29 protein-coding genes are annotated in these 26,661 nt (G+C 60.7%); 22 read left to right on the forward strand and 7 right to left on the reverse strand.

Annotated elements, in window-relative coordinates; translation table 11 throughout:
* The first annotated feature begins 56 nt into the window (after nucleotides 1–56).
* On the forward strand, nucleotides 57–971 hold the full coding sequence (locus tag NFH98_RS11160; protein ID WP_349622710.1) for a phage tail tube protein: 915 nt from the start codon (nucleotides 57–59) through the stop codon (nucleotides 969–971).
* 10 nt (nucleotides 972–981) lie between these two features.
* Nucleotides 982–1,377, forward strand: coding sequence for a phage-derived protein YdaY family protein (locus NFH98_RS11165; protein WP_108448757.1), 396 nt, complete (start codon nucleotides 982–984; stop codon nucleotides 1,375–1,377).
* Nucleotides 1,378–1,691: 314 nt separating this feature from the next.
* Here the strand turns inward: NFH98_RS11165 and NFH98_RS11170 are convergent, their stop codons facing one another.
* Nucleotides 1,692–2,588: a KilA-N domain-containing protein gene (locus NFH98_RS11170; protein ID WP_349622711.1), complete on the reverse strand. Its 897-nt coding sequence runs from the start codon at nucleotides 2,586–2,588 to the stop codon at nucleotides 1,692–1,694.
* 76 nt (nucleotides 2,589–2,664) lie between these two features.
* Complete coding sequence (locus NFH98_RS11175) at nucleotides 2,665–2,817, reverse strand: Arc family DNA-binding protein (RefSeq protein WP_224907553.1); 153 nt, start codon at nucleotides 2,815–2,817, stop codon at nucleotides 2,665–2,667.
* A 93-nt stretch (nucleotides 2,818–2,910) separates the two neighbouring features.
* On the opposite strand from NFH98_RS11175, the gene NFH98_RS21005 reads away from it, so the two are divergent.
* From NFH98_RS21005 to NFH98_RS11205, 7 genes are all read left to right on the forward strand, one after another.
* Entirely contained in the window at nucleotides 2,911–3,183 is a 273-nt protein-coding gene (locus tag NFH98_RS21005; RefSeq protein ID WP_224907552.1) for an Arc family DNA-binding protein, read from the forward strand.
* Nucleotides 3,184–3,308: 125 nt separating this feature from the next.
* The gene (locus tag NFH98_RS11180) at nucleotides 3,309–4,034 is read left to right on the forward strand and encodes a hypothetical protein (protein ID WP_349622712.1); all 726 of its coding nucleotides are present in this window, start codon (nucleotides 3,309–3,311) and stop codon (nucleotides 4,032–4,034) included.
* A complete protein-coding gene (locus NFH98_RS11185) occupies nucleotides 4,034–4,558 on the forward strand; it encodes a PIN domain-containing protein (protein WP_349623111.1) in 525 nt (174 codons plus the stop codon). Before NFH98_RS11180 ends, NFH98_RS11185 begins: the two co-directional genes overlap by 1 nt.
* A 145-nt stretch (nucleotides 4,559–4,703) precedes the next feature.
* Nucleotides 4,704–5,012, forward strand: coding sequence for a hypothetical protein (locus NFH98_RS11190; protein ID WP_349622713.1), 309 nt, complete (start codon nucleotides 4,704–4,706; stop codon nucleotides 5,010–5,012).
* 86 nt (nucleotides 5,013–5,098) lie between these two features.
* Complete coding sequence (locus NFH98_RS11195) at nucleotides 5,099–7,090, forward strand: phage tail tape measure protein (protein ID WP_349622714.1); 1,992 nt, start codon at nucleotides 5,099–5,101, stop codon at nucleotides 7,088–7,090.
* Between the two features lie 3 nt (nucleotides 7,091–7,093).
* Nucleotides 7,094–7,450 (forward strand): phage tail protein, encoded by a 357-nt coding sequence (locus tag NFH98_RS11200; RefSeq protein ID WP_222568909.1) that lies wholly within the window; start codon nucleotides 7,094–7,096, stop codon nucleotides 7,448–7,450.
* Nucleotides 7,447–8,157: a phage minor tail protein L gene (locus tag NFH98_RS11205; protein WP_045994111.1), complete on the forward strand. Its 711-nt coding sequence runs from the start codon at nucleotides 7,447–7,449 to the stop codon at nucleotides 8,155–8,157. Before NFH98_RS11200 ends, NFH98_RS11205 begins: the two co-directional genes overlap by 4 nt.
* A gap of 1 nt (nucleotide 8,158) precedes the next feature.
* Here the strand turns inward: NFH98_RS11205 and NFH98_RS11210 are convergent, their stop codons facing one another.
* Nucleotides 8,159–8,377: a hypothetical protein gene (locus tag NFH98_RS11210; RefSeq protein WP_108448768.1), complete on the reverse strand. Its 219-nt coding sequence runs from the start codon at nucleotides 8,375–8,377 to the stop codon at nucleotides 8,159–8,161.
* 62 nt (nucleotides 8,378–8,439) lie between these two features.
* On the opposite strand from NFH98_RS11210, the gene NFH98_RS11215 reads away from it, so the two are divergent.
* The 8 genes from NFH98_RS11215 to NFH98_RS11250 are packed head-to-tail and all read left to right on the forward strand — an operon-like array spanning nucleotide 8,440 to nucleotide 16,432.
* Nucleotides 8,440–9,180 (forward strand): NlpC/P60 family protein, encoded by a 741-nt coding sequence (locus NFH98_RS11215; protein ID WP_349622715.1) that lies wholly within the window; start codon nucleotides 8,440–8,442, stop codon nucleotides 9,178–9,180.
* Nucleotides 9,180–9,755: a tail assembly protein gene (locus NFH98_RS11220; RefSeq protein WP_349622716.1), complete on the forward strand. Its 576-nt coding sequence runs from the start codon at nucleotides 9,180–9,182 to the stop codon at nucleotides 9,753–9,755. The genes NFH98_RS11215 and NFH98_RS11220 overlap by 1 nt, the downstream gene beginning before the upstream one ends.
* Entirely contained in the window at nucleotides 9,752–13,054 is a 3,303-nt protein-coding gene (locus tag NFH98_RS11225) for a TipJ family phage tail tip protein (RefSeq protein WP_349622717.1), read from the forward strand. The genes NFH98_RS11220 and NFH98_RS11225 overlap by 4 nt, the downstream gene beginning before the upstream one ends.
* Nucleotides 13,051–13,437, forward strand: a complete 387-nt coding sequence (locus tag NFH98_RS11230; RefSeq protein ID WP_349622718.1) for a hypothetical protein — start codon at nucleotides 13,051–13,053, stop codon at nucleotides 13,435–13,437. The genes NFH98_RS11225 and NFH98_RS11230 overlap by 4 nt, the downstream gene beginning before the upstream one ends.
* Nucleotides 13,430–13,789, forward strand: coding sequence for a hypothetical protein (locus tag NFH98_RS11235; RefSeq protein WP_349622719.1), 360 nt, complete (start codon nucleotides 13,430–13,432; stop codon nucleotides 13,787–13,789). The genes NFH98_RS11230 and NFH98_RS11235 overlap by 8 nt, the downstream gene beginning before the upstream one ends.
* 39 nt (nucleotides 13,790–13,828) lie before the next feature.
* Entirely contained in the window at nucleotides 13,829–15,778 is a 1,950-nt protein-coding gene (locus NFH98_RS11240) for a prophage tail fiber N-terminal domain-containing protein (RefSeq protein WP_349622720.1), read from the forward strand.
* Nucleotides 15,768–16,040 carry a hypothetical protein gene (locus tag NFH98_RS11245; RefSeq protein ID WP_349622721.1) on the forward strand — a complete coding sequence of 91 codons (273 nt, stop codon included), beginning with the start codon at nucleotides 15,768–15,770 and terminating at the stop codon, nucleotides 16,038–16,040. The genes NFH98_RS11240 and NFH98_RS11245 overlap by 11 nt, the downstream gene beginning before the upstream one ends.
* Nucleotides 16,040–16,432, forward strand: coding sequence for an HI_1402-related protein (locus NFH98_RS11250; protein ID WP_349622722.1), 393 nt, complete (start codon nucleotides 16,040–16,042; stop codon nucleotides 16,430–16,432). The genes NFH98_RS11245 and NFH98_RS11250 overlap by 1 nt, the downstream gene beginning before the upstream one ends.
* Before the next feature lie 41 nt (nucleotides 16,433–16,473).
* Here the strand turns inward: NFH98_RS11250 and NFH98_RS11255 are convergent, their stop codons facing one another.
* Both NFH98_RS11255 and NFH98_RS11260 read right to left on the reverse strand, forming a co-directional pair.
* Nucleotides 16,474–16,974, reverse strand: coding sequence for a hypothetical protein (locus NFH98_RS11255; protein ID WP_349622723.1), 501 nt, complete (start codon nucleotides 16,972–16,974; stop codon nucleotides 16,474–16,476).
* Nucleotides 16,975–16,993: 19 nt separating this feature from the next.
* Nucleotides 16,994–17,281: a hypothetical protein gene (locus NFH98_RS11260; protein ID WP_349622725.1), complete on the reverse strand. Its 288-nt coding sequence runs from the start codon at nucleotides 17,279–17,281 to the stop codon at nucleotides 16,994–16,996.
* A 1,227-nt stretch (nucleotides 17,282–18,508) separates the two neighbouring features.
* Here NFH98_RS11260 and NFH98_RS11265 point away from each other — a divergent pair.
* The 4 genes from NFH98_RS11265 to nadB all read left to right on the forward strand — a co-directional run bounded on the left by NFH98_RS11265 (nucleotide 18,509) and on the right by nadB (nucleotide 22,975).
* Nucleotides 18,509–18,712, forward strand: a complete 204-nt coding sequence (locus NFH98_RS11265; protein ID WP_213227044.1) for a hypothetical protein — start codon at nucleotides 18,509–18,511, stop codon at nucleotides 18,710–18,712.
* 990 nt (nucleotides 18,713–19,702) lie between these two features.
* Entirely contained in the window at nucleotides 19,703–19,921 is a 219-nt protein-coding gene (locus NFH98_RS11270; RefSeq protein WP_045994191.1) for a hypothetical protein, read from the forward strand.
* A gap of 356 nt (nucleotides 19,922–20,277) precedes the next feature.
* Nucleotides 20,278–21,423 carry an FUSC family protein gene (locus NFH98_RS11275; protein WP_045994192.1) on the forward strand — a complete coding sequence of 382 codons (1,146 nt, stop codon included), beginning with the start codon at nucleotides 20,278–20,280 and terminating at the stop codon, nucleotides 21,421–21,423.
* Nucleotides 21,404–22,975 carry an L-aspartate oxidase gene (nadB, locus tag NFH98_RS11280; RefSeq protein WP_213227046.1) on the forward strand — a complete coding sequence of 524 codons (1,572 nt, stop codon included), beginning with the start codon at nucleotides 21,404–21,406 and terminating at the stop codon, nucleotides 22,973–22,975. Before NFH98_RS11275 ends, nadB begins: the two co-directional genes overlap by 20 nt.
* A 25-nt stretch (nucleotides 22,976–23,000) precedes the next feature.
* Here nadB and NFH98_RS11285 read toward each other — a convergent pair whose 3' ends face one another.
* Together NFH98_RS11285 and purU are read right to left on the reverse strand one after the other, a co-directional pair.
* On the reverse strand, nucleotides 23,001–23,693 hold the full coding sequence (locus NFH98_RS11285) for an energy-coupling factor ABC transporter permease (protein ID WP_045994194.1): 693 nt from the start codon (nucleotides 23,691–23,693) through the stop codon (nucleotides 23,001–23,003).
* Between the two features lie 173 nt (nucleotides 23,694–23,866).
* Entirely contained in the window at nucleotides 23,867–24,721 is an 855-nt protein-coding gene (gene purU, locus NFH98_RS11290; RefSeq protein ID WP_045994195.1) for a formyltetrahydrofolate deformylase, read from the reverse strand.
* Nucleotides 24,722–25,010: 289 nt separating this feature from the next.
* Between purU and NFH98_RS11295 the strand changes: the two genes are divergently transcribed.
* A complete protein-coding gene (locus NFH98_RS11295; protein ID WP_045994216.1) occupies nucleotides 25,011–26,597 on the forward strand; it encodes a ribonuclease J in 1,587 nt (528 codons plus the stop codon).
* The last annotated feature ends 64 nt before the right edge of the window (nucleotides 26,598–26,661 follow it).

The raw sequence follows: 26,661 nt of genomic DNA on the forward strand, positions 1-26,661 counted from the left end.
CCCACCGCCCACCTCCGAGCCGCCTTGAGCGGCTTTTTTCATGCCTGGAGAAAATCATGAGCTCAGGTTCTCAGATCGCAACCTACCTCGCTCCCGAGTCCACGCCCGGGGAAACGCCCGATCCGGCGACCTGGGACACTCTGCGCCTCACCGGCAATACCCTGACGCCCAACGTCTCCACCGAGGTCTCTGCCGAGAAACGTGAGACGCGCATGCAGGGCGGCGGCATCATCACCAGCCTCGACTACTCCGGCGACCTGGCTGGCGAGATGAGCGCGGGCACGTTCGACAAGCTGCTCGAGGCAGCCTTCTACGGCACCTGGGCGACTGATGTGCTGGAGATTGGTGCTGACCGCCACACCTTCACCATCGTGAAGGCATTCAAGGACATCGGCGTCTACTCAACCTTCAAGGGCGTGCACATCGGTGCCATGCAGCTCGACATCCCCGAAGAAGGCAAGGTGACCTGCAGCTTCACCGGCATGGGCCTCGGCTATGAGGACGGCGAGACCGACCCGACTGCAGCAGGCACCGTGAATCCTCAAACAACCACCGTGGCGATGGGCTCGGCCACCAGTGTTGGCGACATTCTGGTCGACGGCGCCACCTTGGCCGGCGAGGCCTGTATCAGCGCCCTGTCCATGTCGATCGACAGCACGATGAAAACCCAGCGCTGCCTCGGCAAGACCGGTCCCGGCGCCCTGATTGCCACATCGGCCAACGTCTCCGGGTCGCTCACCATGGCCTGGAGTAAGGCGGCCTGGAACCAGTGGAAGAAGATGCTGACCCGCGAAGCTATAGCTGTGTCCTTCCCTCTGACCGATGCCGCTGGCAACAGCTACACCTTCGAGCTGCCCGAGATCGAGATCGATGGCGAGCTGCCGGATGGTGGTAACGAGGACATCGTGCAGGTGTCGCTCAACTACACCGCCAAGAACACCCCAATCAAAGTCACCCGCGTGCTGGTATAAGGAATCTACGATGGCTTTCAATGCAGAGCAGAACGACCCCGCCAAGATCGATGGCGGCGCCTGGGTAGAATTGCGCGGAGCCAAGTGGCTGATTGCCCGCTCAGGCAACGCCGCATACCGCGAGGAGCTTGAGGCCCTGCGCACCAACCTGCCCGAGTCACAAGCGGAGCGCATGGAGGCTGAGGCGCGGGCTCTGGCGAAGGGCATCCTTCGAGGCTGGGAAGATGTCGTCGATCGCAATGGCGACCCTATCCCCTTCACGGTGGCCAATGCTACGCGCGTGCTGCTCGACAACGATGATCTGGCCATTGAGCTGGCCCAAGAATCGCGCCGACGTGAGCACTTCCGCAGGGAGGACATTGCCGAGCAGGGAAAAAAGCCGCGGCAGCGCTCAAGTACCGCCTGACAGCAGCCGGGCGAGAAACCAAGCTCGCCACGATCGCAAAGGCGCTCAATCTCTCTAGACAGGTTGAGCCGCCAGAGATCGACGAGCGCTGCGCCTTCTGGCTGCATCTGTTTGACCTTCTCTCCCCTTCAAGGCCTGCCGGCTTCGGCACCATCCAACCCATACCGTTGTCTGAGATGGCTGCCTTGCGCCAGATGTTGGTGCTACCCTGCTCAGCGGATGAATTCATCTCTGTCATTCGGGAGATGGACTGGGCATACATGGAAAGCAGGAGTTAGCCCCGCCGCAACGGGGCTAATTAACGCGGAAAAGGCTCAGTGGATGGGAAGCAGCCCGTAATTCATTCCGAGACGGCGGCGGGAGACCTCCATCAACTCCCCTTTCGCCCGAGCGAGCCGATTGGTGAAGGTCTGCGCCATATCCAGGTGCTCACACATCCGCGATGCGACGGGCGACTCCAGGATGCGCATGGCTTCTTCAATCCGGCTCCCCTTCCACTTAGCGTGTAGGTGGTAGACGTGGCACAGAAGAATGTAGAGGTCGCTCAAGTCTTCGTCGGTGAACGTGGCTGCTCCTGGCTCGCGATCAGCCTCAAGCCAATCGCCCTCTAGCTCGAAGGACTGCACGGCGCCGAGCGCCTCCGTGTAGCGGCTGTCGTCGATGTCCTTGTAACTGCCGACCTCGAAGCGGTCCTTGAGGTGGCCATAGAGGCGACTGTATGCGGAACGGCGAGCCGGCTCGGGCAGCGCCTGGCAGCGGCGAGCCACAGCCTTCTGAATGCCACGCTGGTGACGAGGGCTGAGCGGGTTGGGTAAGGCCTTCTGCTGCTCGGCGGCTTGCAGCTTGCCCATCCGGTAGTCGAGGAACACCTGGTTCACTTGGAGCTGGAACTTCGGGCTGATCCATCCGGCGTAGCTTATAGCCAGAAGCTCGTGGGCGTAGGTGCCGGGTGTCTTGCCGCCCCGGATGGTCTTAATCGGGCTGACGGGCTCGCCATCTTCAATCCAAGAATTCTTGGATTGGGCCTCGGCCTCAGCGATCAGCTCCTTTGCCTGCTTGGTGACAGTCCAATACGACGGCTCCTTCCCGCGACCTTCACCGCTGGCACGAAAGATGGCGGAGAGGCTGAATCGACCATGCTGATCAACGACGATCTCGTGGCCAGCGATGACGGGGGGCTGCGAATATTGCTGTTGGTTGCTAGTATCCATGGGGTCTGCACCTTTCGTGAGAGTTTGGGCTGACTTCGAAACCTCTGGCGTTGCCGCGCCGGGGGTTTCCTCGTTTCTAGGCTGGCCTTTGTTGTTCACGCTGCATCGCCTCTTTGAACATCTGGACCATTTGGGAGTTGAGCGACCGCCCTTCATCCTTCGCGCGCTCCTTCAGCCAGTCCGCGATTTGCGGCGGCATCCTGACTTGGGTGCGGTACTGGTCTTTCATCTTGACACCTCTATGGGATCACCGTGGTTCCATTTTAGTATAGACCACCGTGGTCCCATTGTGTCAACACCACCGTGGTGTAAAAATCGGCTCATGACTAGAGCAGACCCCCAGTTCAAGCTTCGCGTGCCGTCCGACCTGAAAGAAAGGATCGAGAAGTCGGCAGCCGAGAACCATCGCTCCATGAACGCTGAAATCGTGGCGCGCCTATCCGAGAGCTTTAGAGGCGCCCCTGGAGGAGAGCAGGAAGGCGACCCCACGCTTTTTGGTGCGTGGGAGAGACTTGAGCGCCTAAGACTCGAGCTTGACCAAGCCATGAGCGACTACAAGAAGTTGATGTTGAGCCGGGGGGAGGAAGACGCATAGCCCGCCAAGCCACGACGGCGCCTCGCGCAAGCTGTCCGGGGTGTAAGGACCGCAGCTCAGGGCTGTCCAGTTCTGGCCACATCAGTTACGCTTAACAGGCATAGCCAAGCCCTGCAGGAACGACCATGGAAACCCCAGCAGACAAATACACGCTGAAGATCGAGAGAACGTCGCCAGAAGCTGCGCCTATGCAATGGGTGGCTGACTGTATCTCCGAGTTCGCCAAGATGCTGGGGCACAAGGCCGACGTCCACCTTCAGGGCATCCGTGACAACTGTATCGCGCTCGATGCCCTCGTCGACCCGAAGGGAGCCCGAGGGGTGCGGCACAATATCGCCAGCTACCGCGCCGATCACCGCAGAGCTTACGACAGATTCGACGACCTGCTTCGCAAGCAAGGCACATACGCTGTGCTTTATGATCAGGATGAGCGAGTCAGGCTAGAGATTCCTGGCGCCAAAATCGCTTACCAGAAACCAATGTCGGTTCGCCAAAGCACCACTATCAAAGGCGACCTGGAGTGGATCGGCGGCGGTGGGCTAGATGAGCCGAGCATAGCCCACTTTGTCGCTGGCGACGGCACCTCCTACAAGTGTCGTCTGCCAAGGGATAAGGCTAAAGAGGTAAGCGGGCAGCTTTATGAAACCTTCGTGGTTACAGGGGACGCCCACTGGGCTCGCGATAAAAATGGTCACTGGTCTGTGCAGGACTACATCAGCGTGAAGGAGATCGAGCGGCTTGAGGCTCAAAGCCTAGCTGACACGCTGGTGGCCCTCCGGGGAACGATGGGCGAATGGACAGAAGTTGAAGACATTGAAGATCTGATTGCTCGCATAAGGAAAGATGCTTGATGGTGGCTCTGGATGCTAACTTTCTGATTCGCTTCATTCTTGGTTCAGACGAAGATGAAGCAAGCAGCATGGATGTGAATGTATCCAGAGCGCTCTACAATATAGAGACAAAGCGCTTTCTAATCCCGACCCCGGCTCTATCAGAAGTCATGGTCCAGATGGATCATGAACAGATGGCAAGCTTTATCCGATACCTGCACGGCTCCAAGCACTTTATCGTGCAGCCGTTTGACCAAAGAGCCTCCATCGAAGCCGCGCTGGCTGTACGAAAGGCAAAAGGCGAGGGTAATAAAAGAGCAGGGTCACAAGAACCCTGGCAGAAGGTGAAGGTCGATTACCAAATTGCCGCCATCGCCAAAGCCAACAAGGCAAGCCGGATTTATACCAGCGACTCAGATATTGACAAGGTGGCGGAGAAATTTGGGCTTGATGTCGTCAGTTTGGACGACATAGAGCCTCTTCCATCAGAGCGTCAGATCAGATTGGAGCTGCCGGCCGATGGTAGCTCGCCGGGGCTTCACTGAGAGCGAATCGCACGGAGCCATCATGAAAAAGAAGCATGCGCCCTACTTCGGCGCCCCCGCCTTTGCGCCCTGCTGCCCCAAGCGCTAATCTCATTTCTCTAATGCAGCCGACTTAGAGCGGCGCCAGATACGCAAGGGGGACGGCATGAAGGGATATAGCGCGGCTATGGCTGTGGCAGCACTTACGCTGGCCGGGAATACGCAAGCAGGCGATCACGAAGCTTGCAGTATGCGATCACAGCTTGCTGAGGAGGTCATGTGGCATCGTCAGGCAGGCACCCCGATCCGCGAAGTGGTAGACCTGACCTCTCAGGACGGCCCTAACTCTCCGTACATAACGGCGATGATCAACATGGCTTATGAGCGGCAAGCGGCAAGGTCCGAGGAATACCAAAAGATCCAGAGAACCGAGTTCGGGAACGTGTTTTATCTCCACTGTATGCAGCAGGAGTAAGTCCTCCCGCATTGATTCTCACCGATACCTCCCCTCACTTGTAATCACCCGCCGTTGAGCGGGTTTTTTTATGCCTGGAGATTGTGATGCCCTATTCCAGCCGCCTTGAGTTAGTGATCGACAGCCGAAACGGGGAGCGCTCCTTGTCGCGCATCGAGCGCAAGCTGGAGAGCGTCGATCGCCAAGGGCAAAAGAGCCAGCGCTCCCTCTACAACATCGGCAAGGCTGTCAGGCTGGCCAGTGGCGCAGCTGTAGGCCTTGGCGCAATAGGCGGGGCCATGGGCGCCATGGCGAACTACGCCTCGAATGCCGCCGTCGAGATCGAGCGCATGGCCGGCCTGGCCAACACCAGCGTAGAGAGTTTCCAGCGCATGACCTATGCCGCTGGTCAGCACAACATCGAACAGGAAAAGGTCTCAGACATCCTCAAGGATGTGAATGATCGGGTAGGCGAGTTCCTGCAAAGCGGCTCTGGTGAGATGGCCGACTTCTTCGACAACATTGCCCCCAAGATAGGCGTCACCGCTGAGCAGTTTCGCAACCTGTCTGGCCCTCAGGCGCTCCAGCTCTACTACGACAGCCTGGAGAAAGCGGGGCTGAACCAGCAAGAGATGACGTTCTACATGGAGAGCATGGCCGACGAAGCTACCTCTCTGATCCCTTTGCTGCGCAATGGCGGCGAGGAGTTCCAGCGCCTTGGCGACGAAGCGCAGAAAAGCGGCCGCATCCTCTCGAGACTGGAGATCGACCGGCTCAAGGACATCAAATCGGAGTTCTCCGACCTTGGGGCGCTGCTGACGACCGAAACATCTCGCGCGGTGTCCCAGTTCGACAACCTGATGAAGTCCTCCCTTGAGGGGATTGCCGGCGGCGTCGAGTACCTGGCGCAGCGCTTCAACGTCCTCATGGATACGTTTCGCAATGCTGACGAGATGCGCAGCCTGGTAGCGATCAATGAGCAAATCGCTGAGATTGAAAACCGAGTCAATCGTGGCATCGGCGCTGGCGGCGGCGCCTTGGGCACCGGCACCCTGGGCGCCGAGATCCGAGCAGCGGCAGGGCAAACCGAGGATGACCTCGCCGAACTCATCGCCCTGCGCGCGAGGCGCGAGGAGTTGATGTCGGAGGCGGGGAGCGACAATCGCCCCGACCCCGAGGAGCTTGTTCTTCCCCGCCTCAACAGCAAAGAGCGGGCCGAAGCGGAGCGAGACCTGGCCAAGGCAGAGCGTGAGCGTATCCGTGAAGAGGAGCGACTGGCTCAGTCTCAGCAAACGCTGCTCGACCGACTCTATCCGCTGGAGGCCGCACACCGCCTGTATCGCGAAGAACTCGATCTGCTCGACCTCAAGGCCGCAGCCGACGACACACTGAACCTCGCAGACGCCCAGGAGCGACTACGCACACAGTATTCGGTAGAGCTGACCGGCGGCTTCATGGAGCAGATCGCCACCGGCGGGCTGGCGGAGACGGTCAAGGAGACTGACGACCTCACTCGGGATCTCGGCCTGACCTTCTCCAGCGCGTTTGAGGACGCCATCGTGGGCGGAGAGGGTTTCCGGGACGTCCTGGCTGGCATTGCCGAGGACATTGCTCGCCTTGCGGTTCGCAAGAGCATCACCGAACCAGCGGTGGACTGGCTTGGAACTGCCGTTTCTGCAGGCATGGCGGCCTACGGCGGCGGCTCAGCCGGTACGTACAGCGGTGGCACTGTTGGCGGCTTGTACGCTGACGGCGGCTACACCGGGCCGGGCGGCAAGAACGACCCGGCGGGCATCGTGCATGCCGGCGAGTACGTGGTGAAAAAGTCGGTGGTCGATCAGCCAGGCGTCCTGCCTATGCTTGAGCGCCTCAACAGCATGCCCGGCTACGCCAATGGCGGCCTGGTGGGCGGTAGTGCATCGTCCTCGATGGCCCCGCAGATCACCTACGCCCCGCAGATCACAGTTGAAGCCCAGCCAGGCGCCACACAGCAAGATGCAGAACGCCAGGCTGATGCCTTCAAGCGCGCCAACAAGGCCCAGTTCGCTCAGTTCATCATCGAACAGCAGCGCCCCGGCGGGCTGCTCGCCAAGAGGTAACCCATGGAGATCGACTTCCTCCCCGATATTGGCCGGGAGCCTGACTATGGGCTGACCGGCGGCGGCTCGTTTGCTGTGGATGCGGTGAGCTTTGGTGACGGGTACGAGCAGCGTCGCCCCGCCGGTATCAACTCGTCCAGGCGAGAGTGGACCGTGACGTGGAGCCTCATCACCCAAGAGCAGATGGAGCGCTTGCGGGACTTTCTGCTGGAGCGCCGGGGCGTTTACGCCTTCCTGTGGCAGGTCTCCGGAGAGCCCGAGGCATGGCGCGTGGCCTGCAAAGAGCATCCAAAGGTCACCGAGGACACCTTTAAGCGGCACACCCTGACAGCCACTTTTATCGAGGACTTCGGGCTATGAGCCAGGTCATCGCTTCCGACACCCAGCGCCTGGAGCAGGACGCGATCGTCACCATGTTCGAACTTGATGCTCGCAACTATGGCGACGGCATTCTGCGCTTCGCGCCCTACCCGGTCGACGGCGGCCCAGTTCGGTTCAATGGCTACGAGTACCAGCCGGTGCCGATTAAGGCAGAGGGCTTCGAGTGGAACGGCCAGGGCACCCTTCCCCGGCCGACACTCACGGTCACCGCCATGGAGCTCGCGTTTCTGTCGCTGGTGATCAGTGCCGACGACCTGGTCGGCGCCCCGGTCAAGCGCCTGCGCACCTACCGTCGGCACCTGGATGACGGCACAGCGCCCGACCCCGAGGCATTGTTCCCGATCGACTACTACGTGATCGAGCGCAAGGCCTCACAGAACCGCCGGCAGATCCAGTTTGAGCTGTCGGTACAGATGGATCAGGAAGGCCGGATGATTCCCCACCGGCAGATCCTGCGGGACTCATGCACGCACCGTTACCGCTGGTGGGATGGCACCCAGTACCGCTACGAGGGCGTGACCTGCCCCTATTCTGGATCCGGCGAGTGGGAGGCTGATGGGTCAGATGCCCTGCCCGGTATGGGGCGCGACGTGTGCGGCAAGCGGTTGAGCGACTGCCGCTTAAGGTTCGGACAAGCCGGCGTCCTTCCGACGCGGGCATTCCCGGGCGTAGGCCGGGTGAGATGATTCAAAAGTTGCCAGGCTTGGCCCCTGCATCAGAGAGAAGACGCTCTCGCTCTAACTCCACAAAATCAATCAGTTCGGAAATGCTCATCTCAACGCCATCCTCTGGAAAAGACACGGTGAACGCCCAGTGGACACCAGCATCATTGAGGTAATTAGCCTCGACGATGCCCCCTCTACCAGGCTCAACAATGCAAACCTTCTTTAACTCCCACTTGCTCATGCCGAATCCTTCATTTGGTTGTGAGTGTTCCCTATCTTTAGCATCGGGTGATGACGCAACCAATGCCATTAGTCGACTGTCTGAGTTCGAATCATAATGAGGCGCTAATACGCGCCGAAGCCCTGGCCGCCTATCCAGATGAGGCTGTGTGGTTGATCACCGACCACGGCTGCCGGCAGGTAGCCAATGTGGCAGACGACCCCCGATCCACCTTCGCCATTGCCAAGCGCGATATGGCAGCGGCCACCGCCCAGGGCCTGCGGGCCATTGTTCACTCACACCCGGACTACCCGGACTGCCCCAGCGAGGCCGACATGCGCGGCCAGATTGCCTCGGGCGTTCCGTGGGGGATTGTGGCCACCGATGGCAACACCACGACACCCATTCGCTGGTGGGGCGGCGGCGACCGGCCTGACCTGGTCGGCAGGGGCTTCGTCCACGGCGTGACCGACTGCTACGCCCTGATTCGCGACTACTACGCGATGGAACTGGGCGTCGACCTCCCCGAGTTTCCTCGCTCATGGGAATGGTGGCTCAAGGGGCAAGACCTCTACCGCCAGGGCTTTGAACAGGCGGGGTTCCGCGTCATCGAGGCAGACGAGGCCATGCCCGGAGATATGTGGTTCGCTCAACTTCGCAGCGACGTGCCCAACCATGGCGGCGTCCTGGTGGAGAACGGGCTATGCCTGCACCACCCGTCTGGCCGGCAGCCTGTCGACCCCACCCGGCTCTCGCGCCGAGACCCGGCCGCCCGCTGGCTCCCCTACATCACCCACTGGCTCCGTCACACGTCGAGGGACTGATGAAAACACTCCATCTGCATGGCTTTCTTGGGGCTCGCTTCGGCGAGTCCTTTTCGTTGGACGTCCGTGATCCTGCTGAGGCCATCCGTGCGCTGCTGATCCAGATTCCCGGGCTCGAGGCTGTCATCCGTGATGGCGACTGGCATGTCGTGCGCGGCCCCCTCGATGACGGCGTTTCGCTCGACGAAGAAGGTCTGATGGTCGGTATGGATGATGACGCCGAGATTCACCTGCTCCCAGCGGTCGCCGGAGCTGGGGGCGATGGTATCTGGCAGACCATTGCGGGCGCCGTCCTGATGGTTGCCAGCTTCTGGGCTGGCCCCGTTTTCGGGCCCGGGATGTTCAATGCGGGCCTAGCTCTTGCCTTGGGTGGTGTCGCACAGATGCTGTCGCCCACTCCGCAGACAGGCGACTACGGCGAGCGAGAGCGACCCGACGAGCGCCCTTCTTTCCTGTTCGATGGGCCCACCAACACCAGCACCCAGGGCCTGCCGGTGCCGGTGATCTACGGCCGCGTGAAGGTTGGCAGCGTAGTGGCATCTGCCGGCATGACTGCTGAGGAGCTGGACGAATGACCGATCTGGTTGTCTATGGCGCGAAGGGCGGCAAGGGCGGCGGCGATGAAGCCCGCACTCCCCGCGAGGCGCCCAACACCCTTCGCTCCACCTCCAAGGCCAGGATCATCGACGTGCTGGGCGAGGGGCCGATTGTCGGCCTGACCAATGGCCTCAAGAGCATCTATCTGGATGAGACGCCGTTGCAGGACGAGGGCGGCGACTTCAACTTCCAAGGCGTGACCGTTCACACCCGCACTGGTGAGCCTGATCAGTCGCACATCGCCGGCTTTCCCGCTGTGGAGACGGCCTACGACGTGTCGACCGAGGTGACCAACGCCACGCCAGTCGTTCGCACCGTCTCCAACCCTGAGGCCGATGCCGCTCGCGTTACCGTCCAGGTGCAGGCGCTAAGCTATCGGAGCCTCGAGAACGGCGATTTGCTGCCCACGGAGGTGGCGGTGGCCGTAGATGTTCGCCCCAATGGAGGCAACTGGTCCGAGAAGCGCTACAACATCATCCCGGGCAAGACTACCAGCCCCTACCAGCGGTCTTATCGTGTGCCGCTCACCGGCGATGGCCCATGGGATATCCGCGTGCGCCGCGTGACGCCCGACAATAGTAGCTCCACTCTACAAAACGAGACGTACTGGGCCTCCTACACCGAGATCATCGACGCCAAGTTGCAGTATCCCGATACCGCGCTGGTCGGGCTCGAGGTCGATGCTCAAGATTTTGGCAGCCAGATCCCCTCGCGGAGCTACGACGTCAAGGGCCTGATCGTCCGGGTGCCGACCAACTACAACCCCGAGACTCGCGAATACACCGGCCTGTGGAACGGCTCGTTCAAACTGGCGTGGACCGACAACCCCGCGTGGTGCTTCCTTGACCTGGCCACCAGCGAGCGGTACGGCGCCGGGCTGGAGAACGTCGACAAGTGGGGCCTCTACCAGATCGCCCAATACTGCGATGAGCTGATCCCTGATGGCTTCGGCGGCCAAGAGCCGCGCTTCACCTTCAACACCGTGCTGTCGAGCCGAGAGGAAGCCATCAAGGCGCTCGACACCTTGGCGACTGCGTTCCGCGGCATGACCTACTGGGGCGCCAATACCGTCATGGCGACAGCCGACATGCCGGCCGATCCGGTCAAGCTGGTGTCACCGGCCAATGTCGTCGACGGTGAATTCGAGTACAGCGGCACCGCGCTCAAGGCCCGGCACTCGGTCGCTCTGGTGAGCTGGAACGACCCTGGCGATAACTATCGCCTCCAGGTCGAGGTCGTTGAGGATGCCGATGCCGTCCAGCAATTCGGCTGGAAGCAGATCGACGTCACCGCCGTAGGCTGCACCAGTCGCGGCCAGGCACACCGCCTTGGCAAATGGATGCTCTACAGCGAGCGCGCTGAAACCGAGACGATCACCTACCAGGCAAGCGTCGACCATGCCGACCTGCGCCCGGGCGACATCATCGCAGTCAACGACCCGACCACGGCCGGCGCCCGGCTTTCTGGCCGGATCGTTCGCCCGGGGCTCTCTGCCCTGGTGCTTGACCAGGTGCCCGAGCAGGTCAGCGGCAGCGACTGGTACCTGGACGTGCTGTTGCCCACCGGGGGGATTGAGCGCAGGCAGGTCGACCGGTTCGCCGGTGATCATGTCGAGCTGGTCAGCCCGCTCTCAGCTGAGCCGATCCGTGGCGCCATTTGGATGCTGTCGAGCCAGGACGTAGAGCCGCGCAAATTCCGGGTGCTGTCCGTCGCTGAGCAGGAGACAGCGATCTACCAGATCACCGCCGTTGAGCATGACCCGACGAAGTACGATCGCGTCGAGCAGGGCCTCAACCTGCCGGATGAGGATTACACGCTGATCCCGACCGGCCCGGTGGCGGCGCCCTACTCCATTACCGTCGAGGCGTCCAAGTACCTAGCCGGCGGTACCGAGCACCAGAAGATCACCGTCAGTTGGACGCCCAGCGATGACGCTCGAGTCGTCCGTTACATTGCCGAGGTGCAGGGGCCGAATGACGTGTCATGGGGTGAGGCCTTCACAGGCCCGGGCACGTCGTTCGACATCCTCGATGCAGAGCCGGGTGAATGGCAGATCCGTGTCCGCGGCATCACCGGTACCGGCTCCGCGTCGCCCTGGGCGTACCGGACCACCAACGTGGCCGGCCTGCTGCAGCCGACGCCGCCGGATAGCGTGGACATCGACGTTGGCACCTTCACCATTACCCTGATCCCGAATGGTCTCTACCCAGGACAGATGTGGGAATTCTGGCGATCCAACGTCGCACTCGACACAGGACTGATCGAGTCGAATGCAGTGCGCGTCGGTGTGGCGCCTACCCTGACCGACACCGACCTCGAGCCCGACACCACCTATTACTACTACGTGCGCGGCATCAACGCCTACGGCGTCTCGAGTTGGTACCCGGTGCAGGCCACCACTGATAACGACCCCGACAAGATCATGTCGGTGATCAGCGGCCAGATCAAACAGACGGATCTGTTCACGGACCTGAGCCAGAACATCGACGGGCTCAACTCCAGCTATGTGCTGAACGTGACTGGCGGCGGTCGAGTGGCGGGCTTCGGCACGGCCTACGACGAAGATCAGGACGTCTTCGACTTCGGTGTGCTGGCGGACCGGTTCTACATCGCCCAGCCAGGTGACGGCGCCGCCGAGGTGATCCCGTTCATCTTCACCGACGGCACGCTGTACCTGAAAGAAGCGCTGATCCAATACCTGACATTCACAAAGCTCAAGGCGTCCGATGGCTCGTTCATTGTGGAGAACGGCAAGGTCAAGGCCAGCTACATCCAGGCCGATGAGCTCCATGTGGATTACGGCAAGCTGTTCAACATCGACGTCCAGAACGCCCATATTCGCAACGGCGCCATCACCAACGCCAAGATCGGCAATGCAGCGATCACCAGCGCCAAGATTGGTAATGCACAGGTCGACACGCTGCAGATTGCCGGGCAGGCGGTGACCATCCCAGTCGGCACGTCACGAACCTCTGGCACTGCAAGCAACGGAAACTGGGTCAACTGGCTGTCGGTTTACCTCAATGCCGAGGGAGGCCGAGTTTTCGCCAACTTCGCAGCAACGAATGCGACAGGCGGCGGCGGCCGGCCCTATTTCCGCTGGGTGGTAGACGGTGGCGTTTGGTTCGAAATCCCTACGGGCTCCGGCGAGCTCAACCACGCCTGCACCCTCGATGTCGGCAACCGGAATGGTGTTACTGTCGCCATCCAGTGCCGCGGTGCCAGCACCGTCAACTCCACGCAATCCACTCTGACTGCAGAGGGCAAGAAACGATGATCGTCGCGATCTACTGCGAAATGACCGGCGCCATCCTGCGCGTCACAGACTGCCCCGAAGACCATGTCGAGATGCAGTATGGTGAGCACGAAGGCTATGTCGAGGTCGAGCCAGGCTTTGACGATGCCGCCCACTACGTGGACCTGGCGGACGGCCAAATCAAGTCGAAGCAGCGCCGGGATGCCCAGGTTGCCGTCGAGGGCTTAACGGCCACCATCACTGGGCTGGAGCCTGGCACCCTGCTGGCAATGGACGACCACCAGATGGTCACCACCGGCGACAGCGCCCAGGTCGATGTCGACGTGCCGGGCACCTACCCGATCCAACTGGTCGGCCCCGCCTGGCGCCTCGATGAAACCCTGGAGGTGGCGATCGATGGATAGGTTGAGCATTCGCCGGTTCTCCTCCCGGGATGAGGCCGAGCGGCACTATCTGGCACTGGTGGACAGCGAGGCCGAGGCGGCCCGCTACGTCTCGCCCGCCCAAGAGGCCGTCTACCGGCTCAAGCTGGCCGAGGCGGCCCAAGGCTCGGGGCCCATGGTCGAAGCCGAGGCGGACGTTACGAACGCTGACGTGACCACCGTATGTCAGCGCATCAAGCGCGCTCGCACCCGATGGGAAAAGCGTGCCGGCACCATCGAGGAGGCGCGTATCGCGGCCAAGGTCGACATTCGAAGATCCGACACACCCGCCGACATGCACCGGGCACTGGCCCGCTTTCGCAACGCACTCTAACAGCCCGCCAAGCGCGGGCTTTTTTGTGGGAGACACACCATGGCAGTGACGCTTACCGGCGTACTGAAAGACCCCTACGGCCATCCGCTGCCCGGGGCAACCATTCGCTTTGACGCCGTCAGGACATCCGCCACCGTCCTGAACCACATTCGTGCCGAGGCGATCACCGACGCCCAGGGCGACTACTCCATCTCCGTCGAGGTGGGTCGCTACGACGTGCGTGTGATGCAGGGCCGGTCATTCCTCGAGCTCGCCAAGAATCTGGAGGTGCGAGCCGACTCCACCGCCACCGATCTCAACGAGCTGGTGGTCGAGTGGCAAGGTGAGCAAGACCTGACGCCTGGCATCGTGATCGAGTTCCGGGCATTGGTGGACGAAGCCCGCGGGTACCGGGATGAGGCCGTGGCCTCTGCCGGCGAGGCGGCCGCAAGCGAATCCAACGCTGCCGACAGTGCGTCGGCGGCCAGCGAATCAGCCTCAAACGCGGCCACGAGTGAGCAGAATGCCGCTAGCTCGGCCAGCGCTGCCAGCGCATCGGAATCCAGCGCCACCGACAGTGCCGACGCTGCGTCGACCAGCGAGGCGAATGCCGCCAGTTCAGCCAGTGCAGCAGCAGCGAGCGAGGGCAGTGCGGCCACCTCTGCCTCGAACGCGGCGGACTCTGCGAGCGCCGCTGCGGCCAGCGAGTCAAACGCTGCGGGGTCAGAAAGCGCCGCAGATGACTCCGCCCTAGAAGCCCAACACTGGGCCCAATACCCGAACGATACACCGGTGCCAGAGGGTGACGGCTCGCAGTTCTCCGCCGCTCACTGGGCGGAAGTTTCCCGGCAGCGTGCTGTTAACGCCATGGTCGCCCAAGGCGCTTGGGATGCGAGCACCGGCTCCCTGCCACCCGAGCCGACCGGGGCCAGCTACTGGCTGGTCACTGGCGCGGCGAATGGCGAGACCATCGGCGGTGTCGAGTACCGTAACAAGGACATGCTGCTCTGGACACCCAACGAGAGCGGTGGCGGTGGCACCTGGTCGAAGATCGATAACACAGACAGCGTCGCCAGTGTTGCCGGCAAAACTGGCGCCGTCACGCTCGTACCGGGCGACGTTGGCGCAGACCCCGCTGGAACAGCCTCATCTGCCGTCGCGACACACGAGGCCAAAAGCTCTGCTCATACTCCCGCACAGGTCGGCGCCGACCCTGCGGGCTCAGCCGCAAGTGCCGAGCAAGCCGCCAAAGACCACGCTGACACCAAGGCCAGCGAGGCTCAGGCCTACGCAGTACAGCGCGCCAACCACACCGGCATGCAGCCGCTGAGCACTATCTCAGATGCTGGGACGGCAGCAGCGGCAAGCGCGGAGTGTCTCTCCAACTCGCCATATTGCACCGACACCGGAACGGCAGATGCCTATGCGCTTAGCGTCAACTACTTAAATGCGACCCCTACGGCCTATAACGACGGCGACCAGTACCGCTTCCGCGCAGGTGCGTCGAACGCCGGGGCAAGCACCGTTAATATCAACGGTCTTGGGGCAAAGCCCCTTGTGACGGTGACAGGGGTAGCTCTTCCGGCGGGGTATATCCGCACCGACGTTGACACCAAGATTACCTATGACGCAGCGAATGAACGCTTCATTACTGATCGCGCTCCCGAAAATGGAGAAAATGCGAACGGATGGTTCACTCGATGGGCTAACGGAAGAGCTAGCGCTCATCGGAGAGAGGTGCAGGTGGTAAATACAGACGTATCTTCAGGAGCATTGTATGCCGGAGGGGTCTCCTCGAGGTTATTCCCGTGTGTGTTCACGTCCATCTGGACCATCGATATATTCTGCGATTCAGAAACAAGTGAGGCCAACCTTAGGTGGGTTGCTGGAAACTTCGGCGAGGACTTAACCCTCACGCGATGGCCGTCGGTATTTATATGCGATTCATCGTCTTCCAATGCCTCAACTGAAATTTCATATAATGTCGAGGGGCTTTGGTATGAAAGTTAAGTATTTTTCTCAATCCGGGTTTATCAATTACCAATACTCGGCAGATGGAGAAGAGATAACCGCCACCATTAACGGCCAAACAGATACGTTTGACTTCTCCAAAATGCGCAATGGAACTGCTACTCAATTCGAAACTGTCTTGCCCTATTGCCCAGTTATCAAGGCGGAGCGTGTTGATGGAGAACTTACAGTTCATTTGATTACGTGGTACTGGGGCGCGGCTAACTACGAGAACCGACTTGAGGGGGAGGCTGAGCTCTAATGGGTACCATCACGAAGTTCGTGCCGGCAAAGACTAAAGCTGAGAAGCTAGCGGAGGCTCAGCAGGCTGCAATGCGCCGCGTCAATGCGGGGTACGAGGCCGAGCTGGCCAGCATCCGCAGCGAGTATCCCGAGTCGGAGCAGATGACCTGGGATAAGCAGGAGCGAGAGGCACGGGCATTCCTGGCTGACTCAAGCACTGCCACGCCCCTACTGGATGCCATGGCCACGGGCAGGGGCATGGACAAGGTCGAGCTAGCGACGCGGATCATCGCCAAAGCCGATGCCTGGATGCAGGCGAGCGGCCTGGCAACAGGGAAGCGCCAGGCTCTTGAGGACCAGGTGAAAGCCGCCGAGACGGTGGAAGCGGTTGAGGCGATAGGCTGGGAGTGAGGCAAAGGGGGCCAGGGAAGGCATGCCGCTAAGATAAAGTATCACCTATAAATTATAGCACCTGTAAAAAACCTATTTATTCTATTTTTTAAAATCTTCAAACGGACTACAATTCTACTTTGCAAAGGAATTGTGGAATCTATCATTATAAATATTTTGTCACGACTTGATGTTACAGCAAATGCACCTCGCACGACGTAATCGGGTTCGCCATTAAATCCTGCCTCAAAAAAATCCGAGGGCTGTTCCATCACCGTTGAGCCACTAGATACTATTGTATCGCCTGTCATGTCATCTAGCTCATCTATGACAACCATTGAGTGCAGATAACCATCTACATCAATGAAACCGTAATCAACAACAACTGTTTTGTGTCCTCTCCTGTTTATTATATGAAGAAATTTCTCTGTTCTAACCTCAAATCTTCTAGTCCATAAAGATACTCGTATATTATCTTTATGCATAGAGATTGATTGATAATAATTCATTAAACTAACAATAGCCGCAATGGTCGCTGCTATCCCAGCAAAATAATTTTCCATCTATCTGCCCCCCTTCACTTTACATCTTCCGCCTCACCTGCCCTACCTCGGCACCCTGATCCTTCGCCAGCCGCCACACGCCATCGCTGATGCCGTGCTTGCGGGACAGCAGGTACAGCGGCGTGCCTGGCTCCCACCGGTCACTCGTGGGCTCGTCGCCCAGTCGGCACCGCCCGCTGATCAGCCAGCCCTGCCACACAACGTGGTACTCGACAAGCCTGTCGATCGGCGGCGATGACCGGCTCAGGCCGAGCCAACCCTTGCGCTCGAGGGGTTTGCGCCACTGGATGATCTCGTACTCGCTCATTGGCACCACTAGATCATGCTGGGCACTGGCCGGAATGGCCGTGCAAGACAATCAGTACGGGCACGAGTCAGCCCTACGAAGGGGTGGCGCTCAATCCGGTTGCAGTGAGTTCCGGAGAGCCTCGTGGCCACATGAATGGCATTTTATGATGTAGCACCTCCCATGCGGGGCGCCCGGCCGGATCTCGAACTGTCTCCACGGTGAGCGATCAGTGACGTTGAACTCGGCAGAGTGGCATTTCAGGCAGTACATTTCCCAGCCGCCTTCCACGGTCGCAAAATTGATCATCGGCATGTCCAAAATGACTATCCTACGTCTAGCCTCCTAGTGCTTAGCGTAGAACATAATGTCAGCTTCTGTGCCGAAGCGGTACTAGCCGAGTAAGTCTGTGCAGGCTCAGCCGTCTGCCTGCAGACTACCAAAGACACCAGCCTCATGAGCCCCGTGGGTCATTGAGATGGCGTCACAGCGTGATGTCGTAGTTGACTGCCCACCTCAGCCATACCAGTCAGGCTGCATAGAGGCGCGCAGGTTCTTGTGGCCACAGGCCCTGCACGTAATGATGAAGCATCTGCCCCAAGGACCGTCTGGCACCACTTCGAAAAGCCTCCAGCCTTGCCGCCCTGTCTCCTGAAATTCGACGGCTTGGCAAACCAAGCACCGCATTTCCAGCCCGCTCTCCACAACCTGGTAACTGATCATCTGCGTGAGCATCCCTGTCTCCTGAAAACAAAGTGCTTGGCTCAGCGTAGATCAGAGCGGTACGAGGTGCGATCCACAATCTACGATCTGCTATAACCTTTCCGCCATCGCCACTACCTTGCTCGCAACCCGAATCTAAGATGGTCGAAGACTATCCGGATGCAGCGATTTTCGTCGCGATACATGGCGGCATACGCGGCACCTGACGGTGTATCGTCCCCCATTTTTTGTTTCAGGCTGAATTTCGAATTGGAGCCACGGAGAATCTGAGTAGTGGTTAAACTCTAGCGTGTAACAGTTTCTACAGAACAGCTCCCATCCACCATCTACAGCTGTAAAGCTTATTATTTCTTCTCTCATGAGCCCTGCCCCTGCGAGCCAAAATTCACTGACCTGTGCTCGAACACGCCGCAACCAGGCCTTAAAACTATCTTTTTTCACTTCTCTATGCTGGTCCGAGCGTGAGCATCCCAATGCCTCAAAATACTGTTACACTCAGGAACATAGAGGACTTGGAGAGACGCTATGAATGTCACAACATCCATCAAGGTAGAAGCGCATTACAGCGAGATTGGATCAGAAATCGAGTGGGACATTGTGGAGTACAAGCCGGGTGCCCAACGACATGTACTTGATACACTCGAAAGTGAGGTTGATGCTCGCTGCAAAGCAGCCTGCATTGCCTTTGAGACTTATATGAAATCAGTGGGAATTTCTACCCAAAAATAGGCAATACATTATCTTTAACTATCTCCATTCCCTGCGTCATCATTGTTGATGACCATCACGCCGCCTCTGTGACGTGAAGTCTTCTATAACATCGATGAGAAGCATGCCAGTATGAGACAATCGCCCAATTCTCACCCTGTTTCTATCATCTCGCCAACCGGTAGACTTAGATATAATTTCTATAGAAGACAGTATCTCCCTGAGCAGCTCTAACTTTTCCTTAAGCTCATCTTGCTCGCAACCATCAGTTTCTTCTAACAAAAGCGTTCCTGTTTCAGCAATTCATATAGTATATGCTGACATAGCAAAGCTCGTAGGACCACAACGTTGCTCACACCTGCACAATTCCGGAAAATCACTCCGTAAAAGTAATAAAAATCAACTAGACAACTCATAAAAGAAGCTAAGCAATGACTAGATTTCTAGTACATTGCTTGTAAAAATACCAGTCAGATGCTTTGCTAGATGCCTTTGTCCCGTTCCTAAGTAAAAGTCGTTGTCACCAAGAAATCTCACCGTACCTTGATATGGTCGCAATTTGGTCGCACAGTTAATGCCTGAGAGGCAGCTATGTCCAGCATTACGCAACTTTAAGTGACTGATTTTCATAAAAACCGCATTGCAAGCGCGGCCGCCAATTAGATCAGATCGAACTTAAAATCCCTCGGTGGCAACACCGTGCCGGTTCGAGCCCGGCTCCGGGCACCAACCCTATCGATGTCTTACGTGACCCACTCCCTCGACGACCTGCCTTGTGGTGGTGTTCTGGTCGCGTTCTGGTCGCCCTCTTGTCGCTTTCGCATCGCCTTCTCATCGTTCCCCACATCCTTGCTCATCGCTTGCGCCGAAATATCAATAATGGCGAATAAAGAAATACCTCCTATAGTGAATTGTGCCGGTTCAGTTCACGGACGGCAGAGCGCCATATCGCCTCGATGGAGTGAGCGCGGGCCTTCACAGGGTTCAGGGACGACTTCCAGGAGATGCCACATGAAACGCACGCTAGTCGGATCGACCATGATCGCCGCATTTGTGATGGCGGGCAGCACCTTCGCCATGGATTCGGAAGCCCTGCAGGAGCACATGCAGGAAATCGAGGAAAAAGCTCAGCAGAACAGCGAAGAGGACCGGGTGGAAGCCCTCGAGCAACAGGTCGAGGACCTCAAGGAGCTCATTCACAAGATGATGGAAGAGGACGCTGCCGCCTGAGCCTTTGGCGCTGAGTCCTGCCAAGTCATGACGTGCGGCCATAACGTGCGACCATGACCCACCACGATGACTCACCATGATGAAAGGGGCCCCAGGGACGGGGCCCCTTTCCGTTGTCAGCCACCTGGACACCGCCCCTCGAGACATCATTTGGCTCGGGACGGCACGCGAGCCTGCGTGGTAAACTTCACCCCCATTTTCATCAGCACTGCACGGTCTTCAGCATCTTGAGCGACAATGCTTCTCTACCCCGAGATCCCCTGCCCGACGATCTCGGACAGCGTATGACGGCGCCTCCCACCGCCCACCCTCAACCGGCTCGAGAGCCGGCCCCAGGCCGACAGAGAGGCTGAACCATGCTGCTCGGACGCCTGCGCGACCCTTTCATCAATCACCGCCATCGCCGCCTCTTCCACGTACTCCGGGTCAGTCTGGCACTGATCGTGACCTTTGCCATCGTCCAGACGTTCCCCTTCCAGCACAGTGGCTGGGCGCTGGTGAGCACGGTCATGGTGATGGGCAACCTTCCCCATATCGGGGGCGTACTGGACAAGGGGCGCCAGCGCCTGGCCGGCACCCTGATCGGCGCAGCCCTCGGCCTGGCGCTGATCATCCTCCCGCTGCCAGGCTGGGGCGTACAACTCGGCGCGCTGATCGGCATCGCCATCGCCACCTGGGTGGTCTTCGGCGGTCGCCAGGCCTACAGCGGACTGATGTTCGCCATCAGCCTGCTGCTGGTGATCGGCGACGGCTCGCAACAGCTCAGCGTGGCACTCTGGCGAAGCGCCGACGTACTGCTCGGCACCCTGGTCGGCATCGGCGCCACCCTGGTCTTCCTGCCACACAAGGCCACCGACATGCTGCGCTTCCTGCTGGCCGACTGTCTGGATCGCATGGCGCGGTTGTATCACACCCACACCAGTGCCACATCGGCACCGGGCATCGATACCCAGGCACTGTTCAAGGCCGCCAGCCAATTGCTGGTCAAGCAGCGCGGACTGACCGACGCGGTCCACCGCGAAGGACGCCTGACCCGCGGCGAGGTCGACGAGCTGATCTCCTACCAGCGACGCATGCTGTCCACCCTGGAGCTATTGCTCGAGACCCACTGGACCACGCGCGCCGGTCACGAACAGATCGATGCCATGGCAGGGCTGCGCGATCAGCAGCACGCCCTGGCGCGGGATCTCGGCACCCTCGCCTTCGAGGTGCGCACCGGACGCCCGGTCACGCTCGAGGTCACGCCCTTCGCGCTGGACGATTTCGCCGACCTCGCCTCCACGGCACGCGCCGAGGATGGCAGAATGCTGTTCAGCCCCAGCGGCTATCTCTGGCTGAACCGGGAGCTGGCCCGCCTGACCGAAGCGACCGCCCGCCGCCTGGGCGGACTCGAGCGGCTACCCAGCAGGCGCCTGCGCCGCCGCGCCCCCCGACACGGGCTCCACCGAGCCCCCTCTTTCGACCGCAAGGAAGGAACCACGCATGGCAAACGCCCCTCTTGACGTCCTCATCATCGGTGGCGGCGTCGCCGGTCTGGCGATGGCCCTGGAGATCGCCGATCGCCGGCCGGTCACCCTGCTGCGCCCCGGTGTCGAGGCGCAAGGTGCCAGTCGCTGGGCCCAGGGTGGTATTGCCGCGGTGCTGTCGCCTCAGGACGACATCGAGGCCCACATCCAGGATACCCTGATTGCCGGGGACGGGCTGTGCGATGAAGCGGCGGTGCGCTTCACCGTGGAAAACGGCCCCGACGCCATCGCCTGGCTGTTGAGTCTTGGCGTGCCCTTCACACCGGATCCCGAGGCGGCCAGTGGCTACCCCTACCACCTCACGCGGGAGGGCGGCCACAACGCTCGCCGAATCATCCACGCCGACGACGCCACCGGCCGGGCCGTGACCGACACCCTGCTGGCCCGAGTGCGCGCCCATCCGCAGATCGCGCTGCGCGACGACCTGATCGCGGTCGAACTGCTCACCGATGACCTGGGTGCCTGCTGCGGTGCTCGTTGCCTGGACGCCCACCAGCGTCCTCACGACCTTGTCGCCCAGGACACCGTCCTGGCTACCGGCGGCGCCAGCGGGCTCTACCTGCATACCACCAGCCCCGCCCCGGCCAGTGGCGAGGGCATGGTCATGGCCTGGGAGATCGGCGCCGAACTGATGAACCTGGAGTTCCAGCAGTTCCACCCCACCTGCCTGTTCGATCCACAGGGACCGCCCTTTCTGGTCAGCGAGGCGGTAAGAGGCGAAGGCGGCCTGCTGCTGAACGTGCGTGGCGAGCGGTTCATGCCCGCCATCGATGAGCGCGCCGAACTGGCCCCGCGAGACGTGGTCGCCCGCGCCATCGACGCCGAGATGCAGCGCACCTCGAGCGACCATGTGCTGCTGGACATCCGCCACCTCGGCGACGCCGCCATACGTCACCACTTCCCCACCATCCACGCCCACTGCCTCGCGCGCGGCCTGGATATCACCACCCAGGCCATCCCGGTGGTGCCGGCGGCCCACTATAGCTGCGGCGGCGTCGCCACCGACCATCGGGGAGCCACGCGCGTGGTGGGGCTCTACGCCATCGGCGAAGTCGCCTGCACCGGACTGCACGGAGCCAATCGCATGGCCAGCAACTCCTTGCTCGAGTGCCTGGTCTACGCCAGATCCGCCGCTCGCCACCTGAGTGAGCCGGCGCCGGGACGCACCTTGACACCACGGCCGAGCGCAACAACCGGAGATCGACAGGTTTCCAGCGAGAGACTCGCCTCGTTGCGCCAGCGCGTCCGCCAGATCATGAGCGCGAGGGTCGCCATCGTGCGCCAGGACGAAGGGCTGGCCGAGGCACGCACGACCCTCGAGCAACTGGAATCGGAGTTTCATGACCTGACTCGGAGCGGCGCCGCGAGTGTCGAGCTGCACGCCTGTCGCCAGGCGCTCACTCTGGCCAGTCTGACGGTCGCCAGCGCCTGCACAAGGCGAGAATCCCGGGGGCTGCACTACAATCCGGACTGCGCCCGCCACGCGGACCCGACACCGCAACCGTCACGCCAGATCAAACCCGCCTGAGGCAAGGTCGCCGGCCCTGCTCAGCTCACGGGCCCCGGCCGCCGCGACCATCGTCGTCCAGGTAACGGCTGTCGTTGAAGGTGGCGACCCAGTGTGGGTGGTAGAACATCAGAATGCTCAGCAGCATGCCGCTGATAAAGGCCTCCGACGGCATCAGCAGCGGCAGGAAACGCGCGTACTCACTGGCCTGGAATAACGCTGACGGGTCACTGGCGCCGAGCCGCGTCAACCCCAGCACCGCGAGCCCCGAAGCCAGTGCCGACAACGCCGCGCACCAGAACCCGCCGATAAACAGGAAAACCATGGGATGAGATGGCAGCCGTCGATCGACCAGGCGCCAGATCAGCACCGTCACCAGCATCGGCACCAGGCCGGTGACCACCAGATTGACGCCCAGCAGTGGCCAGGCGACGCGCCCGGTCAGCACCAGTGACAGATTGACCAGCAGACAGCTCAAGAGCGCCAGGGGGCCTCGAAAGACCAGCGTCATCAGAGTGGTGAACAGCAGATGCAGACTGAGCCAATCGACCGCCTGGGCCCTTAGTTGCCACAGCATCGCCACCATCAGCGTTGCCGCCAGCCAGCGATGCTGCAGGCCAGTATCTTGAAAGAGGGCGCGCCAGGGACGCTGGAAAAGGGCAAGCACCAGGGCCGACAGCGCCACCCCCGCGCAAACCCAGATCAGCCAGGGGGCAAGGATCACCTGAGCAAAGGACATGACCCCTCCTCTTCCTGCTGCCTACCTGTACGGGCGATTCCGGCTCGGTTGGCATGCCTGGGTGAGTGACCGGACCAGGCTTTCGACACCCCCTCGATCACCCATTCCCGCGCTCACCCACTCCCGCCCAGGCGCCGGGCGTCGAAAGAACGGCCGGCGCCCTTGATGCCGACTCAGGCAAAGACGACGGTCTTGTTGTCGTGGATCAGCACCCGATCTTCGAGGTGCCAACGCAGCCCCCGTGCCAGCACGGTCTTTTCTACATCGCGCCCGAAACGCACCAGATCATCCGGCGTATGACAGTGACTGACCCTGTGAATATCCTGCTCGATGATCGGCCCGGCGTCGAGTTCCTCGGTGACGTAGTGGCAGGTCGCACCAATCAGCTTGACGCCGCGCTGGTAAGCCTGGTGATAAGGCTTGGCCCCGGCAAAGGATGGCAGGAAGCTATGGTGAATGTTGATGACTCGCCCACTGTAGCGCTCGCACAGATCAGGTGGAAGAATCTGCATATAGCGCGCCAGCACGATACTGTCGGCCTCGGACGCCTCGACCAGACGCTCGACCTCGGCGAAGGCGGCACTCTTGTCGTCTGCCGAAACCGGCACATGATGGTAGGGAATACCGTGCCACTCGACCATCTTGCGCATGTCGTCATGGTTCGAAATCACCGCCGCGATCTCGCAATCGAGCTCTCCAGCGGTCCATCGATACAACAGATCCACCAGGCAATGAGATTCCCTGGAAACCATCAGCACGACGCGCCGCTTCTGACGAGTGTCGCGCAGCGCCCAGTCCATCTCGAATTCACGCGCTACCGGCGCAAAGGCCTCGCACAGGGCTTCCTTCGACATGCCGATGGAGTCGGCCAGGATTTCGTAGCGCATGAAGAAGCGACCAGAGGCCAGGTCCGAGTGCTGATTGGCCTCGGTGATGGAACCACCGTGGCCAGCAATGAAGTTCGACACCCTGGCGACAATACCCAGTCGATCGGGACACGACACGACCAGACGATAGAAATGGGACATAACACCTGTATCCTTGGACCAACTCTCGGTGACCAACCTTGCACCACCATGGGGAGGGGCGATGAGCACGCCCATTCGGGGCATGCATTGTAGCGAAAAGTGAGATGGCGAACGACCGCTGCACGGGTCCTTTGACCTCTCGCGTTGAGTCGTGCGCGGTCGATCCCGTATAGTGAAATGAACACCGTCCACGATGCCGAGCATGATGCCGATTCCGCGAGCCCAGATTCGACCACGACGCCGCCCACCGGTGCATTTTCTGCCCCTGGGAGGCTGTGGCGAGATCGGCATGAATCTAAGCCTGTACGGCTATCAGGACGCCTGGATTGCCGTCGACTGTGGCATGCTTATTCGCCAGGACCTTCCAGGTGAGCCGCTCCAGGTGCCAGACACCTCGATACTGGATACCCGCGGCATCCGTCCGCAGGCGCTGCTCATTACCCATGGCCACGAAGATCATATCGGTGCCGCCGCCTGGCTATGGCCACGCTGGGCCTGCCCTATTCTGGCGACCCCTCTGGTCGCCGCCATGTTGCGCGTCAAGTTCAGCGAACGGGGACTTCCCACCGACGCGATAGACGTCATCGAACCCGGGGACGCCAGGGACATCGCAGGGTTTTCCCTTCGTTTCCTGCCGCTGACCCATTCCATCCCGGAAAGCTGCGCTCTGCTCATTCAGGCAGGCAACTCGCGCATCCTGCATACCGGCGACTGGAAACTGGACCCAGAGCCGCTGATCGGCCAACCGGTGAACGAAGATCTGTTTCGCGCCCTCGCGCCGGTCGATCTGGTGGTGGGTGATTCCACCAATGCCAACGTGGCCGGCCATTCACGAAGTGAAGGCGAGGTCGCAAGGGCCATGGTGTCTACCATCTCCCGCTGCCAGGGCCGCGTTGTCGTTTCCTGCTTCGCCAGCAATCTGGCACGGGTCCTGGCCATCGGCCGCGCCGCTGCTCGTTGCGGACGCCGGGTCAGCCTGCTCGGGCGCTCCATGGAGCGCATGGTGGGCCATGCCAGGCAACTGGGCTATCTCGACGACTTTCCTGCGCTGGTGCCCGTCAGCGACCTGGGCTATCTACCACCCGAGGAAGTGCTGGTCATTGCCACGGGGAGCCAGGGCGAACCCCGCGCCGCGCTGTCGCGCCTTGCCCAGGGAAGGCATCCTCACTTCGAGCTGACCACTGGCGACACCGTCATCTTCTCGGCCAAGGCCATTCCCGGCAACGAGCACCTTATCGAGCGGCTCAAGCGCGGCCTGGCGCGCTTTCAGGTCACCATCATCGATGATGCCAGCCACCCCGAACTGCATGCCTCCGGGCACCCCGCACAGCAGGAACTGGAACGCTTCTATCGCTGGCTCCAGCCGACCAGACTGCTGCCGGTCCATGGCGAGGAAAACCATCAGTCAGCTCATCAGGAACTGGCCTGTCGCCTGGGCATCGAGGCTCCGCTGGCACCTCGCAACGGCGATCTGATCCGGTTCGACCAGGGCGGCCTGACCCGCGAGGAAAGCTTCCCTCTGTCTCAGTGCATCATCGAACGCGGGGGCATCGACCGGCGTCAATCTCCGGCACATGCGCGCAATCGCCACGGCGTACTCTTCCTCGCCATCAGCCTGGTAGCGACCGACACCGGCTGGGCCAGAATTGGCCGGCTGATGATCGACTCAAGCCAGACCAGCCCCCTGGACGAGGACAATTTCATCGACTGGCTCGACGAACAACTCGACGACCTGGCCGTCGATACCCTGTCGGCGCTCCGTCGTGGCCTCTACCCTCGTATTCAGGCCTGGCTGGGCGAACACTTACAGCGTCTGCCACAGGTCGAACTCCAGTTGATGGCGAGCGATATCGAAGGCATCGCCGGCGACGTCTGAGCCTCCCCCCTATAAACAAAACAACCGGCCCTGGACGTTTCCAGGGCCGGTCGCGGCTCGACGT

This window comes from Halomonas sp. H33-56 (assembly GCF_040147035.1).
Classification (GTDB): Bacteria; Pseudomonadota; Gammaproteobacteria; order Pseudomonadales; family Halomonadaceae; genus Halomonas; species Halomonas litopenaei.